Source organism: Streptomyces shenzhenensis (genome assembly GCF_003688995.1).
GTDB classification, from domain to species: Bacteria; Actinomycetota; Actinomycetes; order Streptomycetales; family Streptomycetaceae; genus Streptomyces; species Streptomyces shenzhenensis_A.
In genome coordinates this window covers 33539-48686 of record NZ_PENI01000024.1, presented here as the reverse complement: position 1 = coordinate 48686, position 15148 = coordinate 33539, and the positions used below count along the sequence as shown (strand labels likewise).

Annotated in this window: 18 protein-coding genes; 8 read left to right on the top strand and 10 right to left on the bottom strand. The window is 72.8% G+C overall.

Translation table 11 applies throughout. The features are described 5' to 3' along the window. Window positions 1-116 precede the first annotated feature (116 nt). Entirely contained in the window at window positions 117-743 is a 627-nt protein-coding gene (locus tag CTZ28_RS30730) for a hypothetical protein (protein WP_183154671.1), read from the top strand. A gap of 349 nt (window positions 744-1092) precedes the next feature. Here the strand turns inward: CTZ28_RS30730 and CTZ28_RS30725 are convergent, their stop codons facing one another. Continuing rightward, window positions 1093-1506, bottom strand: coding sequence for a LacI family DNA-binding transcriptional regulator (locus CTZ28_RS30725; protein WP_121892983.1), 414 nt, complete (start codon window positions 1504-1506; stop codon window positions 1093-1095). Window positions 1507-1631: 125 nt separating this feature from the next. On the opposite strand from CTZ28_RS30725, the gene CTZ28_RS30720 reads away from it, so the two are divergent. After that, window positions 1632-2225 carry a hypothetical protein gene (locus CTZ28_RS30720; RefSeq protein ID WP_121892982.1) on the top strand — a complete coding sequence of 198 codons (594 nt, stop codon included), beginning with the start codon at window positions 1632-1634 and terminating at the stop codon, window positions 2223-2225. Between the two features lie 86 nt (window positions 2226-2311). Continuing rightward, window positions 2312-3148, top strand: a complete 837-nt coding sequence (locus CTZ28_RS30715; protein WP_121892981.1) for a M23 family metallopeptidase — start codon at window positions 2312-2314, stop codon at window positions 3146-3148. An 18-nt stretch (window positions 3149-3166) separates the two neighbouring features. Here CTZ28_RS30715 and CTZ28_RS30710 read toward each other — a convergent pair whose 3' ends face one another. Then, window positions 3167-3997 carry a M55 family metallopeptidase gene (locus CTZ28_RS30710; RefSeq protein ID WP_121892980.1) on the bottom strand — a complete coding sequence of 277 codons (831 nt, stop codon included), beginning with the start codon at window positions 3995-3997 and terminating at the stop codon, window positions 3167-3169. A gap of 81 nt (window positions 3998-4078) precedes the next feature. Between CTZ28_RS30710 and CTZ28_RS49360 the strand changes: the two genes are divergently transcribed. Together CTZ28_RS49360 and CTZ28_RS30700 are read left to right on the top strand one after the other, a co-directional pair. Beyond that, window positions 4079-4378: a hypothetical protein gene (locus CTZ28_RS49360; protein WP_310887635.1), complete on the top strand. Its 300-nt coding sequence runs from the start codon at window positions 4079-4081 to the stop codon at window positions 4376-4378. Window positions 4379-4585: 207 nt separating this feature from the next. Further along, window positions 4586-6406, top strand: coding sequence for a phosphatidylglycerol lysyltransferase domain-containing protein (locus tag CTZ28_RS30700; protein WP_121892979.1), 1821 nt, complete (start codon window positions 4586-4588; stop codon window positions 6404-6406). Between the two features lie 67 nt (window positions 6407-6473). Here the strand turns inward: CTZ28_RS30700 and CTZ28_RS30695 are convergent, their stop codons facing one another. The 5 genes from CTZ28_RS30695 to CTZ28_RS30675 form a co-directional block, all read right to left on the bottom strand. Then, window positions 6474-7262 (bottom strand): GNAT family N-acetyltransferase, encoded by a 789-nt coding sequence (locus tag CTZ28_RS30695; RefSeq protein WP_121892978.1) that lies wholly within the window; start codon window positions 7260-7262, stop codon window positions 6474-6476. Next, on the bottom strand, window positions 7249-8781 hold the full coding sequence (locus CTZ28_RS30690; RefSeq protein ID WP_121892977.1) for a HAMP domain-containing sensor histidine kinase: 1533 nt from the start codon (window positions 8779-8781) through the stop codon (window positions 7249-7251). The genes CTZ28_RS30695 and CTZ28_RS30690 overlap by 14 nt, the downstream gene beginning before the upstream one ends. Beyond that, window positions 8782-9537: a response regulator transcription factor gene (locus CTZ28_RS30685; RefSeq protein WP_121892976.1), complete on the bottom strand. Its 756-nt coding sequence runs from the start codon at window positions 9535-9537 to the stop codon at window positions 8782-8784. Between the two features lie 151 nt (window positions 9538-9688). After that, on the bottom strand, window positions 9689-10333 hold the full coding sequence (locus CTZ28_RS30680; RefSeq protein ID WP_121892975.1) for an FMN reductase: 645 nt from the start codon (window positions 10331-10333) through the stop codon (window positions 9689-9691). Next, entirely contained in the window at window positions 10330-11415 is a 1086-nt protein-coding gene (locus CTZ28_RS30675) for an LLM class flavin-dependent oxidoreductase (protein ID WP_121892974.1), read from the bottom strand. The genes CTZ28_RS30680 and CTZ28_RS30675 overlap by 4 nt, the downstream gene beginning before the upstream one ends. Window positions 11416-11535: 120 nt before the next feature. Here CTZ28_RS30675 and CTZ28_RS30670 point away from each other — a divergent pair, with 120 nt between their 5' ends. Beyond that, window positions 11536-12378 (top strand): helix-turn-helix transcriptional regulator, encoded by an 843-nt coding sequence (locus tag CTZ28_RS30670; protein ID WP_121892973.1) that lies wholly within the window; start codon window positions 11536-11538, stop codon window positions 12376-12378. A 237-nt stretch (window positions 12379-12615) separates the two neighbouring features. Here the strand turns inward: CTZ28_RS30670 and CTZ28_RS47300 are convergent, their stop codons facing one another. The 3 genes from CTZ28_RS47300 to CTZ28_RS30660 all read right to left on the bottom strand — a co-directional run bounded on the left by CTZ28_RS47300 (window position 12616) and on the right by CTZ28_RS30660 (window position 13976). Then, entirely contained in the window at window positions 12616-12774 is a 159-nt protein-coding gene (locus tag CTZ28_RS47300) for a hypothetical protein (protein WP_183154670.1), read from the bottom strand. Beyond that, window positions 12774-13550: an SDR family NAD(P)-dependent oxidoreductase gene (locus tag CTZ28_RS30665; protein ID WP_121892972.1), complete on the bottom strand. Its 777-nt coding sequence runs from the start codon at window positions 13548-13550 to the stop codon at window positions 12774-12776. The genes CTZ28_RS47300 and CTZ28_RS30665 overlap by 1 nt, the downstream gene beginning before the upstream one ends. Before the next feature lie 87 nt (window positions 13551-13637). Continuing rightward, on the bottom strand, window positions 13638-13976 hold the full coding sequence (locus CTZ28_RS30660; RefSeq protein ID WP_121892971.1) for a YnfA family protein: 339 nt from the start codon (window positions 13974-13976) through the stop codon (window positions 13638-13640). Between the two features lie 119 nt (window positions 13977-14095). Here CTZ28_RS30660 and CTZ28_RS30655 point away from each other — a divergent pair, with 119 nt between their 5' ends. Beyond that, window positions 14096-14563: a hypothetical protein gene (locus CTZ28_RS30655; RefSeq protein WP_121892970.1), complete on the top strand. Its 468-nt coding sequence runs from the start codon at window positions 14096-14098 to the stop codon at window positions 14561-14563. 64 nt (window positions 14564-14627) lie between these two features. Further along, window positions 14628-15125, top strand: a complete 498-nt coding sequence (locus CTZ28_RS30650) for a MarR family winged helix-turn-helix transcriptional regulator (protein WP_121893070.1) — start codon at window positions 14628-14630, stop codon at window positions 15123-15125. The last annotated feature ends 23 nt before the right edge of the window (window positions 15126-15148 follow it).

The window sequence follows — 15148 nt, the reverse complement described above, 5'->3', positions numbered from 1 at the left end:
TGCGGACTGAAGTTTCAACGCACGTTTCGGCGGGCGGCCGTGGGGGAGGTCACTGACACGATGATCGGGTTGCGCGGCGGGGGCCACGCGTCCTAGAAAAGCAGTCGGGTGGAGATATGCATCGCGGTGGCGGACTGGGCGAGGGGACTGATGACCTGGGTCCTCGACGCGCCCGGCGGGGAAGGCACCGGCGCGACGCGGAGGAGACGACCGAAGCACGTCAGACACAGGGTGTACCGGGAGAGCCCGAGCGGCCCGACCGCCGGGTCGACCGCCTCCGGGCGGGGAACAGAAATGGTGGTCGGGTGGGGGTGACGTACAAATACTTCGGCGCGCCGGACGGCGCGACCGCGGCCCGCGTCCCGATCTCGATGCGCCCCGAGGAACTCGGCGGCGACGAGCTCGGCATGAACGGCATGTTCACCAAGATCAAGCCGGAGACGGTGGCCGCGATGGTGCTGACCGGCATCGAGGGCGTGCCCCTGCACAAGGTGCCGCCGCTCGAACTGGTCGTCCTGCACCCCGACTACGCGGTGGTCAGACTGCCGATGACGGTGGTCGACCCGCTCCGCGGCATCGGCGAGGAGGCGGTGGGCGCGGCGGCGTTCATCTGGTCCACGGTCCCGGACCGCGGCGGCCCGCGGGACGCGTTCAACGTGTACCAGCTGCTCCACGAGTGGCAGGACTTCTCGCACCGGCTGCATGAGGCGGGGCATCAGCCTTATTGCCTGGTGTGGCCGTGACCTGAGGTCTCACGGGCGGGGCGGAGCTTTCGGGCTCCGCCCTTGTCGGGTGCGGGAGCTTTCGGGCCGCCGGGGCACATGGGCCGGCAAGGGCACTGATGCGACCCCAAGCCCCGGCGTGGAGTTCGCTGTGAGCGGAGGCGGGGGCATGCCGACTTCCGGGGCTGCCTGGAGGGATGACCCCGACGGCGGCCAAGGCCCGCTTCCCGTCACCTGATGCGGCGTCAGAGGTCGCGTTCCGACCGGCTGTGGCGGGCTCAGCCCGCGTCTGCCGACCTCAGCACCGCCAGCAGCGTGCGGGCGTCCCGCACCGTGGGGTGTCCCTCACCGAGGTGGACCGCGGCATCGTTCACCACCTGCTCGGCGTGCGGCACTGGCCGTCCACCCGGCGGCCCAGGACCATTGCGATCCGCTCGCGCTGGACGGCGGGGTCGTCCTGGGTGTTGGTGACGAAGGTGGAGAGCCCCCGCATGGTCGCCTCGGCCTCCACACCCTCGTAGATGGTGGCCACCACGATCTCCGACAGCCGGGGGAAGAGCACCCCGACCAGATTGCTGCGCCGGGTGCGCAGGCTGGTGGCGTGCGGGTTGGGCCGGTAGCCGAGTTCCTCGGCCAGCTCGCGGATCCGTCGCGCCGTCTCGCCCGACGCCGCGCGGCCCCGCTCCCCGGACGGGCCGTTGAGGACTCGGGAGACCGTCGAGACGTGCAGCCCGAGCCGTTCCGCGATCCCGCGCAGTGTCACCGGGCCGCCGTCGCCCGCCATACTCGCCTCCCCACTCGCCGTCCTCGAACCGCCCCCATTCTCCTCAACACCACACCTCGGCGAGCCCGGCGGACGACTGCACCAACTCCTGCCGTCAGCAGGAGGCCGTGGTCCAGAATCAAGAAATGGACGTCCCCGAGCTGCTGGAAGCCGCTTCGCTGCTGGTTCCCGAGGAGATCGCCACCGAGAACGACATCACGGTGAACGATGTCTGGGAGTACCTCACCGGGGACGAATGGGAAGTCGCCCTCGGGCTGTTGGAAGAACTCGGTGACGTCCGTCCGCTTCCGCTCAGCTTCTGGGAAAACCTGGCCACCGCGGCCGAGCAGCTGCGGCTGGAGAAGAGCGCGGCCTGGTGCCATTGGCGCTGCTACGAGACCCGTTACGGGATCATCCGAGCCGACCTCACCCTCCGCCCCGCCGGCGAAGCGCGACGGCGGACGCCGTTCTCCGGGGCCGGTGTCCTGCGACCGATGTGGACCATCGGAAACCGCACTCCGACCGGCGAACCGGCCCTCGACACCGCCCGGCTCTGGGTGGAATTCACTCCCTTCCTGGCGCCTGGCGGTCAAGCCTCGGTACGGCTTGCTCCTCTTGACCCCTCGCAGTGGGGGCACCTTCGGCCCGGCCGAGTCATCACGATGCACGAGGACCGATCCGTGGCCGGCACGGCGGTGGTCCTGGAGGTACATCGACCGGCGGCCACGGCGACCACATAGAAACGTGGGCGGGAACCCCCCGCCCTCACCCGTCCGTTCACCCATCGACGTGATGTTCCCGGACGGCGGGGAGGTGACCCTTGTTCATGGTTCTGTGCCGGGCGCACGGGGCCGTCTTCGTGGGCGGGGCCCTCTGTGTCGTGGTCAATCGGCAGGGGCTGGGGCCCCTGTGGTTCACGGGGGTCGCGCTGCTGGTGGCCGGTCTGGTGATGCGGTGGTCGCTGTGGCGGGCCCAGCGGCCGCCGCTGGGGCGGGTGCCGGTCCGTGTCGGGGTGCCCGTCGCCGGGCGCTGGCAGGCGCTCAACGGTCCCGCCGCCAAGGTGCCGAGTCACACCCACATCTATGCGCAGAGCTACGCCATCGACCTCATCCATCGCCCGCCGGCCGCGGAAGCCGGGGCCGCCGCACCGGAGTTCGCGTCCGTGTGGCCGCTCGCCCGGCGGCCGGAGCGGTACCCCGCCTTCGGCCGGCCCGTGACGGCCCCCGGGGACGGGCGGGTCGTGACGGTCGTCGGGCGGCACCGGGACCATCTCTCCCGCTCCTCGCTGCCCGGCTTCGCCTATCTGTACCTGGAGGGTTTCGTACGGAGCCTGGGGCGGCCGGGGCATCTGCTCGGCAACCACGTCGTGCTCGACCTCGGCGACGAGGTGTACGCCTGCTTCGCGCACCTCAGACGCGGCTCCCTGCGCGTCTCCGTCGGCGACCGGGTGTCGGCCGGGCAGCAGTTGGCCGAGTGCGGCAACTCCGGCAACTCCTCCGAACCGCACCTGCACTTCCAGCTCATGGACGGCCCGGATCCGGTGACCGCGCGGGGCGTGCCCTTCGAGTGGGGGTACGTCGATGACGACGGCGGCGTGCGCGTCGGTGTTCCCGGGGACTCGGCGTGCTTCGTTCCCGTCCCCGCGCCGGAGTCGGCGCGTTGAGCGGCTGCGGCTCGGAGGTCAGCAGTACGGCGGCTGGTTGGTCATCGATGTCGCCACCCGCATCCAGATTCCGAACTGGCGGTAGAGATAAGGGAGTTGACCACTGGCCTGGACGGTGCGGCTGTCGGTGGCGGTGACCCCGGGGATGCCCGGCAGGGTGGCGGCCACCGAGGACGACTGCCAACGGACCGTGAGGGTGACGTCGTCGGCGATCGCGGCCGGCCGCAGCGGCAGGGGCGTGAGGGCCGCGGCGACCGTGTCCTCGATCGCCTGCCGGGCCTCCGCCTCGGGGCGCAGCTCCGCCGCGAAGCGGTCGTGCGCGTACTTCACCGGGACCGCGGCGATCCGGTCGTCCCACGACGTGGCCTCCGCGCAGGCCACGTCGTCCCCGGTGAGGACGGCCACCGGGACGCCGAGTGCCGCCGCGGTGGCCTGGGCCAGGCCGATCTCGCCGACGGGGCTGCCGTCCAGCCAGATGTCCTCGATCTCGTGACCCATGAAACTGTGGCTCAGTACGCCGAGGGCGCCGGCCCGGGAGTGGTAGCCGACGCAGATCATCGCGTCGTGCGAGGCGGTGAGCCCCTCCAGCATGCCCATCTGCTTCGGCTTGCCCCGGACCAGGCGGGCCGCCGGGTGCAGCGACTCGGGCAGCAGGTTGCGCATGGGGCCGTGGGCGTCGTTGACGAGTACGTCGGTGGCGCCGGCCGCGAGAGCGCCCCGTACCGCGGCGTTGACGTCCTGGGCCATCATCGACCGGCCGCGTTCGTAGTCCCGGCCGTCGGGCTGGACGTCATCGCGGTCGACGAGCCCGGTGATGCCTTCCATGTCCACGCTCAGATAGATCCGCACGGCGCCAAGCCTAGGCCCGAACAACCCTACGTGATGTAGGTTCCCAGCTGTCCAGGCGCCGTACGACTCGTACACGGGGGCATGATGCAGGGCACGAACGCGGACACGAACGCACAGGGGGCGCGCCGCCCGCAGCCGGGCGCACGGGCGGCGGCCGACGGTCTCGGGCCCACCATCGCGGTGCTCGTCGTGAGCCTCGCCATCGCCGCCGTGGGGGTGTACGAGCTGTGCGGCTTCGGCCTGCACAGTCTGGAACGACGGCCGCACCTGTTCAGCGACGGGCTGGCCACCGGCGGCGTGATCGTCGCGGTGGTGGCGGCCGGGGCGGCGGTGGGGAACCTGGCCTGGCATCTGACGGCGGCGCGCCGGGGCCCGGACTAGGCGCTCCGCTGGGTGGGCCGGGATGGGGTCGTCGGTTGGCTGCGGGTGCGTCGTGGCTGGTCGCGCCGTTCCCCGCGCCCCTTCAGGGCGCGGCCGGTCTGCGAGGCGTGCGGTGACGGGCGGGGGGACGGTTTCGTGGCCCTCATCCGTCCGTTACCCTACAAGTCGTAGGGTCGACGACGGCCCACCCCCGTCCCCAAGGTCACCATGCCCGCACAGCAGTCGACACTGGCTCCCCCGCAGCTCCCCGCCCCACCCAAGCGCCGCCGGATCGCCGTGCCCGCCCGGCTGCGGACGCGGGCCGCCGTGGCGACCGTCTGGTACCTGCGGCTGCTCGCCGTCCTCAACATCGTCGCGGTCGTCTCGCTGCCGTTCCGCGAGGAGGTGCACGAGCACAACGCGGGCGAGTTCTTCACGCCGTACCTGGCCACCGCGGGCCTGGTCTCGGCGGCGCTCGCGCTGTTCCTCGCGGTGGTGATGCGCCGCCGCAAACGCGCGGCCTGGGTCTTCAACCTGCTCCTCGCCGGCCCCCTGTGCTGCCTCTACACGCTCGCGCTCACCACCGACGCCTACGGCAGGCACCTCTTCAACTGGCTCTCCGCCGCGCTCACCGGCCTGTTCGTGGCCGCGCTGCTGGTCGGCCGCCGCGAGTTCGACGCGATCGGCGACCGCTCCAACCCGCGGCTCGCCCTGGCCGTCGGCGCGGGCGGCGTCCTGGTCAGCGGCGCGCTCGGCACGCTGCTGGTGAGCGCGACGAACACGCAGCCGGGCGCGAGCCTGGCGGACCGGATCGCGTACACCCTGCTGCGCGGCGTCAGTGTCGGCCCGCTCGCCGACCGGGTCGACTCCGTGAACGCGCCCCGCTGGGTGGACATCATCGTCAACGTCCTGATCGCCGCCACGTTCCTGCTCGTCCTGTACGCCTGCTTCCGCGCCCCACGCGGGCAGGCGCTGCTCGGCGCGGCGGACGAGGAGCGGCTGCGGGCGCTGCTTGAACTGCACGGCGAACGCGACTCCCTCGGCTACTTCGCGCTGCGCCGGGACAAGTCGGCCCGCTTCTCGCCGAGCGGCAAGGCGGCCGTCACCTATCGCGTGGTGGGCGGCGTCAGCCTGGCCTCCGGGGACCCGATCGGCGATCCGGAGGCCTGGCCCGGTGCCATCGACGCCTGGCTCGCCGAGGCGCGCCGGCACGCCTGGACGCCCGCGGTGATGGGCGCGAGCGAGGAGGCCGGCACGGTCTACGCCCGGCACGGTCTCGACGCCCTGGAGCTGGGCGACGAGGCCGTCGTGGAGCTCGCCGACTTCACGCTGGAGGGGCGGGCGATGCGCGTGGTCCGCCAGGCGCACAACCGGGTCCGGCGGGCCGGGTACACGGTGCGGGTGCGCCGCCACGCGGACATCCCCGAGTCCGAGATGGCGCTGCTGGTCGACCGCGCCGACCACTGGCGCGACGGCGCCACCGAGCGCGGCTTCTCCATGGCCCTCGGGCGCCTCGGCGACCCCGCCGACGGGCGCTGCGTGATGCTGGAGTGCCGGGACGCGGCCGGGGAACCGCGGGCGCTGCTCAGCTTCGTCCCCTGGGGCGAGTACGGCCTGTCGCTGGACCTGATGCGCCGGGACCGGGCGTGCGAGAACGGGCTGATGGAGTACATGGTCGTGGAACTGCTGCTGCGCGCCGAGGAGTTGGGTGTACGGCGGGTGTCGCTGAACTTCGCGATGTTCCGCGCCGTCTTCGAGCGGGGCTCCCGGCTGGGCGCGGGCCCGGTCCTGCGCGTGTGGCGTTCGGTGCTCACGTTCTTCTCGCGCTGGTGGCAGATCGAGTCCCTGTACCGGGCGAACGCCAAGTACCGGCCCGTGTGGGAGCCCCGGTTCCTGCTGTTCGCCAAGAGCAGCGACATCCCGCGCATCGGACTGGCCAGCGCGCGGGCGGAGGGCTTCCTCACCCCGCCCGCCCTGCCGTCCCTGACCCGACGCGCCCGGACACCGAACCCGGACATCACACCGCCCCCACCACCCACGACACCGTGAGCCCCGGGGGCCGCACCACCCCCACCCGCACCACAGCGGACACCGCCCACTCACAAACCACCACTCATCACCCCACGAACGCCGCCCCGAACCGGCGTCCGCGCATTCCGGCCCGTTCGTAGACGGCGATCGCGGGCGAGTTGTCCGCGTCCACCATCAGCGCGGCGCGGCCGTGTCGCCGTACGAGCGCGTCGACGACGAACGCGGACACGGCAGCGGCCAGCCCCCGGCCGCGGGCCCGCGGATGGGTCACGACCCCGGCCAGGAACCCGCAGCCGGCCGCCGACCAGGCATCCGCCGCGACGGCGACGACCGCCGCGCCTCCGCCGCCCACACCGGCGTACGCCCCGCCGGTACCGCCGTCGCCCGCGCTCGCGTGCCCGCCACCCGCGCCGCCGCCCTCACCCCCGTGGACCCCGGCCCACCGTCGCACCCCCGGCCGCCCCGGCCGCGCGTAGGAGTCGGGGAAGCACAGGTCGATCAGCGCACCAGCCGCCCGCTCGCCGTCGGGGTCCAGCCAGCGCACGCCGGTGGCCGCGCCGGGTGCCGTCGCCGTCTCCATCCACAGGAACCCGGCGCCGCCGGGCAGCAGCCCGGGTGTCCCGCGCACCAGCGCGTCGATCAGCCGCGCGTCCCCGAACGGCCGGTACGTCGGGCCGACCTCCCGCAGCGCGTCCCGGACCAGGGGCAGCGCGTCCGAGGGGTCGCCCGCCACCGCGAGCCGGTCCCGGCCGGACAGTCCGGGGCTGGCGACCGCCGTCGCCGACCCGTGCCGGAAGACCCGTACGCCCGGCCCCGGGCCGCCGTCGTCGCGGGACTGCTCGGCCCAGGTCAGGTGTCCGTCATGGTCCGTCACGGGTGTCCCCCGTGAGTCCCCCGCCCACCGTGAATCCGATCACCGTGCCGCCGCCCTCGCGGCGCAGGGCGAACGGAGTGCCGCCGTGTGCCATGGCCACCTCCCGGACGATGGACAGGCCCAGCCCGGAGCCGGGCAGGGAGCGGGCGTCGGCGGCGCGGTAGAAGCGGTCGAAGACGCGGATCAGGTCGCCGTCGGCGATGCCCGGCCCGCGGTCGAGTACCTCGACGCGGACCGGTCCGGTGGCTCCGGCGCCCGTACGGGCCGGGCCGTGGCCCCTGGGGGGCACGGGGCCGGTGACCCGGACCTCGATGGGCGAACCGCTGTCGCGGTCGAACTTGGTGGCGTTCTCGACCAGGTTGGAGATCGCGCGCTGGAGCATGGCGGGCCGGCCGTCGGTGCTGGTGTCCCCGGCGGCCCGCAGCACGATGTCCCGGCCGGTGCGGCGGCGGGCGAGGCCCACCACGTCCTCGGCGAGGTCCGCGAGGTCGACCCGCTGCGGTGGCTCGGTGTCGGACTGCCCGGCGGCGAGGTCGACCAGTTCGTTGACGAGGTCGGTCAACTCGCGGGCCTCCTGGGTGAGATCGGCGACGAGTTCGTCGCGGGTGGCGGGCGGCAGCTCGTCGATGCGGCGCAGCAGGGAGATGTTGGTGCGCAGGGAGGTGAGCGGGGTGCGCAGCTCGTGGCCGGCGTCCTGGACCAGCCGGCGCTGGTCCTCCTCCGACTGGGCGAGGCGCCCCAGCATCCGGTCGAACGCCCGGCCCAGACGGCCCACTTCGTCGAGTCCGGCGACGGGCACCTCGATGCCCAGCCGGCGGGTGCGGGCGACGTCCTCGGCGGCGGTGGTGAGCAGGACCAGGCGCCGGGTGATGCGGCGGGCCAGCCACCAGCCGAACAGTCCGGCGGCGACCACGACCGCGGCCATCAGGATCAGCGTGCGCTGCTGGAGCGCCCGCAGCAGGTCCTCGGTGTCGCTGAACTCCTGCGCGACCTGCACCGCGCCCCGCCCGTCGCCGAGCGCGACGGTGGCGATCCGGAACAGGTCCTCGCCGACCCGGACGTCCGTGTACTGGACGGTCTTCCCGGCCTCCCTGGCGGTGGCGACCGCCCGGTCCCCGGCGGTGACGGGCAGCCCCGGGCTGCCGTGGTCGACGATCTGGCCCTGGGCGCCGAGGACTTGGACGTCGGTGCGGCTGGGCCGGACCACATCGTGTCCCGGCCGGGCGGAGCTGAAGTCGTCGGGGACCATCTCCTGCTGCCGCACCTCGGCCTGTACGTCCTGCACGACCTGGGTGAACACGGACTGCTGGTCCACGCGGACCAGCCGGGCCGCGGCGCCGTAGGACAGGATGCCGACGAGGACCGTGACGACGGCGGTGACCGCAGCGAAGGACACGGCGAAGGTGGTGCGCAGCGAGACCAGCTTGGGCCGGCGCAGCGCCGACAGCCGACGCAGAGGCGGCAGCCGACGCAGGGCCGACAGCCTGCGCAGGACCGGCAGCCGGCGCAGGCGGCTCATTCAGTCCTCCCGCAGCACGTAACCCACGCCCCGCACGGTGTGGATCAGCTGCGGTGCGCCGGGCTCGTCGAGCTTGCGGCGCAGGTAGCCGACGTAGACGGCGAGGTTCTTGGAGCCGGGTCCGAAGTCGTAGCCCCAGATGCGGTCGTAGATGGTGGAGTGGTCGAGCACGATGCCGGCGTTGCGGACCAGGAGTTCCAGCAGTTCGAACTCGGTGCGGGTCAGCTCCAGCTCCCGCTTGCCCCGCCAGGCCCGGCGCGCCTGGAGGTCCATGCGCAGCCCGGCGGCCTCCACCTGACGGTCGTTGGCCTGGGCGCCGCGGACCGGGTCGGCACCACCGCCGTTGCCGCCACCACCGTTCCCGCCGCCGTTCCCGCCCGCGGTCACCGGGGTGGTGCGGCGCATCAGGGCGCGCAGCCGGGCGAAGACCTCCTCGACGTCGAACGGCTTGACGACGTAGTCGTCGGCGCCGGCGTCGAGGCCGGCGATCCGGTCGGCGGTCTCGACCAGCGCGGTGAGCATCAGGATCGGGGTGCGGTCGCCCTCGGCGCGCAGCACCCGGCACACCTGGAGTCCGTCGATGCCCGGCATCATCACATCGAGGACGAGGACGTCCGGCGGCGTGCGGTGGGCATGCGCCAGCGCCTCCACCCCGTCGGCGACCGCCGTCACCTCATAGCCCTCCAGGGTCAGGGCACGCTCCAGGGCGTGACGGATGGCACGGTCGTCTTCGGCGAGCAGCACAGTCTGGGGCACGCCCCCAGTCTGCCAAGGCCACCGGCGGTTCGGCCGTGCCGAGCGTGCCTACGATCACCCTTTTTACCTGGCTCTCACCGTCCCGGACGCAACCCGGAGCCGGCACCTACCGTCCTCTCACCGTGGGCCCCGCCGCGCGGCCGAGCGGCTGTCAGGCGGCGCCGAGCCGCGCCAACTGCTCCTCGAAGGGCACCACTCGCAGGGCGTCCGCGGTGTCCGGCGCGCTCCCGGCGCCCGCCTCGCGCCCGGTGACCGCGTTGCTCCCGATGGCCGCATCGCTCCGCGTCAGGCCGGTCATCAGCGCGGCCAGCTCCGCCGCCGCCCGGTCGATCCGCTCCGCCAGCCCCGGCGCGCCCCAGTCCTCCGAGGCGGCGTACACGGCGGTGGGTACGACCACCGCCCTGAGGTAGGCGAAGAGCGGGCGCAGGGCGTGCTCCAGGACCAGGGAGTGCCGGGCCGTGCCGCCGGTCGCGGCGATCAGCACCGGCTTGCCGGTCAGGGCCGCCGGATCGATCAGGTCGAAGAAGGACTTGAACAGTCCGCTGTAGGAGGCCGTGAACACCGGGGTGACGACGATCAGCCCGTCCGCCCCGGTGACCGCGTCCAGCGCGGCGGACAGGGCCCGGCCCGGGAAACCGTTGGTGAGGTGGTGCGCGATCTCCACGGCGAGTTCGCGCACCTCGACGACCTGGACGTCGACCGGGGTGTGCCGGGCGGTGGCCGCGGCCAGCCGGTCGGCGAGCAGCCGGGTGGAGGACGGGACGCTCAGTCCCGCCGAGACGACGACGAGCTTCATGCGACGGACACCTCCTGGGCGGCGAGCAGGGACGCGTGGGTGGGGGCCTCGGGCACGTCGGCCGGGCGGCCCGCGGCGAACTCCTTGCGCAGCACCGGTACGACCTCCTCGCCGAGCAGGTCGAGCTGTTCCAGCACCGTCTTCAGCGGCAGCCCGGCGTGGTCCATCAGGAACAGCTGGCGCTGGTAGTCGCCGGCGTACTCGCGGAAGGACAGCGTCTTCTCGATGACCTGCTGCGGGGAGCCGACGGTCAGCGGGGTCTGGTCGGTGAAGTCCTCCAGGGAGGGCCCGTGCCCGTAGACCGGCGCGTTGTCGAAGTAGGGGCGGAACTCGCGCACCGCGTCCTGCGAGTTCTTCCGCATGAACACCTGGCCGCCGAGCCCGACGATCGCCTGCTCGGGTGTGCCGTGCCCGTAGTGCGCGTACCGGGTCCGGTACAGCTCGACCATCCGCTTGGTGTGGTCGGCCGGCCAGAAGATGTTGTTGTGGAAGAAGCCGTCGCCGTAGTAGGCGGCCTGCTCGGCGATCTCCGGGGAGCGGATGGAGCCGTGCCAGACGAACGGCGGTACGCCGTCCAGCGGGCGGGGCGTGGCGGTGAAGCCCTGCAACGGGGTGCGGAACTTGCCCTCCCAGTTCACCACGTCCTCCCGCCACAGCCGGTGGAGCAGGGCGTAGTTCTCGATGGCCAGGTTGACGCCCTGGCGGATGTCCTGGCCGAACCAGGGGTAGACCGGTCCGGTGTTGCCGCGGCCCATCATCAGGTCCACCCGGCCGTCGGCCAGGTGCTGGAGCATCGCGAAGTCCTCCGCGATCTTCACCGGGTCGTTGGTGGTGATCAGGGTGGTGGAGGTGGACAGGATCAGCCGCTCCGTGCGCGCGGCGATGTAGCCGAGCATCGTGGTCGGCGAGGACGGCACGAACGGCGGGTTGTGGTGCTCGCCGGTCGCGAAGACGTCCAGGCCGATCTCCTCGGCCTTCAGCGCGATGGCGACCATGGCCTTGATGCGCTCGCGCTCGGTCGGCGTACGCCCTGTGGTGGGGTCGGGCGTGACGTCGCCGACGCTGAAGATCCCGAACTGCATGGTCGCTCACCCTCCAAGTTGTTTACGGTTCAACTATACCCTCCCAACGGTGGGCCTCCGTCCGCTATTCCGGCGGTCGTCCGTCCGGCGGATGTCGGTGCCCCGATCTACGATCCCGGCATGGCCGCCCCACGCCGTGACACCCGAGGCATCGTCGACGCCACGGAACTCTTCGCCCACGTGGACTTCCGCCGCCGGGAGCCCTTCCCCGAGCTCTCGGCTGCGCTCGACCAGGGGAGAACCCGATCTCCGCTGCGCCCGTACCTGGAGCACTACTGGCTGATCGACTGGGACCTCGCCCGGCCGTACGCCTCCCATGTCGTCCCGCACCCCTCGGTGAACGTCGTCTTCCAGCACTTCGCGGGCCAGGAGCCGTTCGCCGAGGTCGCGGGCGTCGGGCTCGGGCTGTTCACCCAGAAGCTGGCGGGCAGGGGCCGGGTCTGCGGGATCCAGTTCCGGCCCGGCGGCTTCCGGCCCTTCGCACCGGACCGCCCGGTGGCCGCGTGGACGGGCCGCCGCGTCCGCTTCCCGGACGTCTGGCCGGACGCCGACCCGCGGGCCGTGCTCGATCCGGACGACGAGGACGCCCGCGTCGCCGCCCTGGACGCGTTCCTGCTCTCCCTCGGTCCCCGGCCCGATCCGCAGGCCGACCTCGCGGCGGGTCTGGTGGACCGGATCCGCACCGACCGCTCGATCCGCCGCGTCGCGGACTTCGCCCGTGCGGAGGGGGTGTCCGTACGGCTGCTGCAACGGCTCTTCGCCGGGTACGTCGGGGTCGGGCCGAAGTGGGTCATCCTGCGTTACCGCATCCACGAGGCGCTGGAGCGTGCCGAGGGGGAGGGCTCGGTGGACTGGGCGGCCCTGGCCGCGGATCTCGGGTATGCGGATCAGGCTCACTTGGTGCGGGATTTCACTTCGACGGTGGGGGTGCCTCCGGCGGTTTATGCAGCGGGGGGTCGTTGACGGCTTGCCGAGTGCCTGGTGCGCCGTGTTGTGGGGGGGCTATCGGTTGTCTGCGGGTGCGTTGTGGCTGGGCGCGCCGTTCCCCGCGCCCCTTCGGGGCACTGAACCGCCGTAGTTGTCTGCGGGTGCGTTGTGGCTGGGCGCGCCGTTCCCCGCGCCCCTTCGGGGCACTGAACCACCGTGGTTGTCTGCGGGTGCGTTGTGGTTGATCGCGCCGTTCCCCGCGCCCCTTGGGGGTCAGTTGCCGTGGCGTACTGCGTAGATCATTACCCAGGCCAGGATGTGGATGCCGAAGAGGAAGTATGCGAGGAAGTACCAGACCTGGCGCTCGTTCTTCGTCTCCTGGGCGAGCCGGCGCTTCTCGGCGGCGCGTTCCGGTGAGAGATCCTCGGACATCAGCGCTCCCTGTGGACCTTCGTGTTGGACGCCTGGGCCCGCGGACGCAGAACCAGCAGGTCGACATTGACATGGCTGGGGCGGGTCACCGTCCAGGCGATCGTCTCCGCCACGTCCTCGGCGGTGAGCGGCTCGGCCACGCCCTCGTACACCTTCGCCGCCTTCTCCGCGTCGCCGCCGAAGCGGGTCAGCGCGAACTCGTCCGTCCTGACCATGCCGGGCGCGATCTCGATGACGCGGACCGGCCGGCCGACGATCTCCAGGCGCAGGGTCTCGGCGAGGACGTGGGCGCCGTGCTTGGCCGCGACATAGCCCGCGCCGCCCTCGTAGGTGCCGTGGCCCGCGGTGGAGGAGACCACCACGACCGTGCCGTCGCCGCTCGCCTCCAGCTTGGGGAGCAGCGCCTGGGTGAGGTTGAGGGTGCCGATGACGTTCGTCTCGTACATCGAGCGCCAGTCCGCGGGGTCGCCGGTGGCGACCGGGTCGGCGCCGAGCGCTCCGCCCGCGTTGTTGACCAGTACGCCGACCGTCGTGAAGGCGGTCGCGAACTCGTCGACGGCGGCCCGGTCGGTGACGTCCAGCGGATACGCCGTCGCCGCGTGCCCGGCCGCGTTGATCTCCTCGGCGAGCGCCTCGATGCGGTCCTTGCGGCGGGCCGTGAGGACGACCCGGTACCCGGCGGCGGCCAGCGCACGGGCGGTGGCGGCGCCGATTCCGCTGCTCGCACCGGTGACGACGGCGATGCGGGAGGCGGCGGACGGTACGGCGGTGGCCATGGGCTGCTCCTCGGGCGGGCCTGCGCGGGTCTCTGCCTAGGGTAGGCGACGGCCGCCGCCGTGTGCCGGGCGGTGCCGGGCGGCGGATCAGCCGGCGTCGCGCGGCGCCCACATGATCACGGCCATCCCGACGAGGCAGATCAGCGCGCCGGCGATGTCCCAGCGGTCGGGCCGGTAGCCGTCGGCGACCACGCCCCACAGGATCGAACCGGCCACGAAGATCCCGCCGTAGGCGGCGAGGATGCGGCCGAAGTGGGCGTCGGGCTGGAAAGTGGCGACGAAGCCGTAGGCGCCGAGAGCGAGCACGCCGCCGGTCATCCACAACCAGCCGCGGTGCTCCCTCACCCCCTGCCAGACGAGCCAGGCGCCACCGATCTCGAAGAGGGCGGCGACGACGAACAGGGCGGCGGAGCGGAGGATCAGCATGGGTGCAGCTTGGCATGCACGGTGTCACCTGATGGACGGCGCCTGCCATCCGCTCCGCGTGGGATACATCCCTGCGTACGTGATGACGTGACACGGGATCGCACGACGGAGTGGGTGGCATGCGGAGGACGAGGGTGCTTGCTGTGTGGGGCGCCGCCGCGCTGGCGGTGGCCGCGGCCGGGCCGGCCGGGGCGACCGGGGTGCCGGAGGCGGACCTGGCGTACCACGGGTCGGCGATGCTGACCGGGGACCGGGTCGACATCTGGTTCACGCCGCGCAACCACGGGCCGTCCGCGGTGCCGGGCGCGAGCGTGCAGCTGAGCTGGTCGGTGCCGCTCGCGGACCGGCTGGAGCTGCCGGCCGGGTGCGCGCGCACCGGCGAACGGGAGCTGGTGTGCGGGACGGGACCGCTGGCCGCGGACGGGATCGGGGAGCAGATCCGGCTCGGGGTGACGCTGCGGGACCGGCCCACGGAGGTCTCGGTGGAGCTCGACACGGTGTGGAGCGGCGGCACGGTGGACCACAACCGGGCCAACGACCGGGAACGGCTGCTGGTCCTGGCCACCGGGGACCCGTACTCGTTCTGACCCGCTGCGGCCTGTGCAGGACGCGGACGAAGACGCGGACGAACACGCGGACGAAAGGGAGCGCATGACCGGGAACGGGAGCGCGCGGGCACGGCTGCTGGCGGAGCTGTCCACCGTCTCCCGCCGGTACGTGGCCTCGTACGCCCTGTTCAATCAGGCCGTCGCCGACCATCTGGGCTTGCACCCGACCGATCTGCAGTGCCTGAACCTGCTCACGCTGGAACGGGCGCCGGTGACGACGGGCCGGGTCGCGGAGCTGACCGGGCTGACGACCGGGTCGGCGACCCGTCTGGTGGACCGGCTGGAGCGGTCGGGCTATGTGGTCCGGGAGCGGGACGCGTCCGACCGGCGGCGGGTGCTGGTGGCGGCGGTGCCGGAGAGGACCGCCGAGTTCGGGCGGACCTGGGAGCGGCTGGGCGGCGACTGGTCCACCCTCTTCGAGGACCTGGACGACACCGAACTCGCCACGATCGTGAGCCACATGAGACGAACGGTGGCGTTCAGCACCGAACGGATCGCCCGGCTGCGCACGGCCCGGGCGCAGCCCCCGCCGGGCGGGTGAGACCCCGGCGCCCGGCCGGGGTC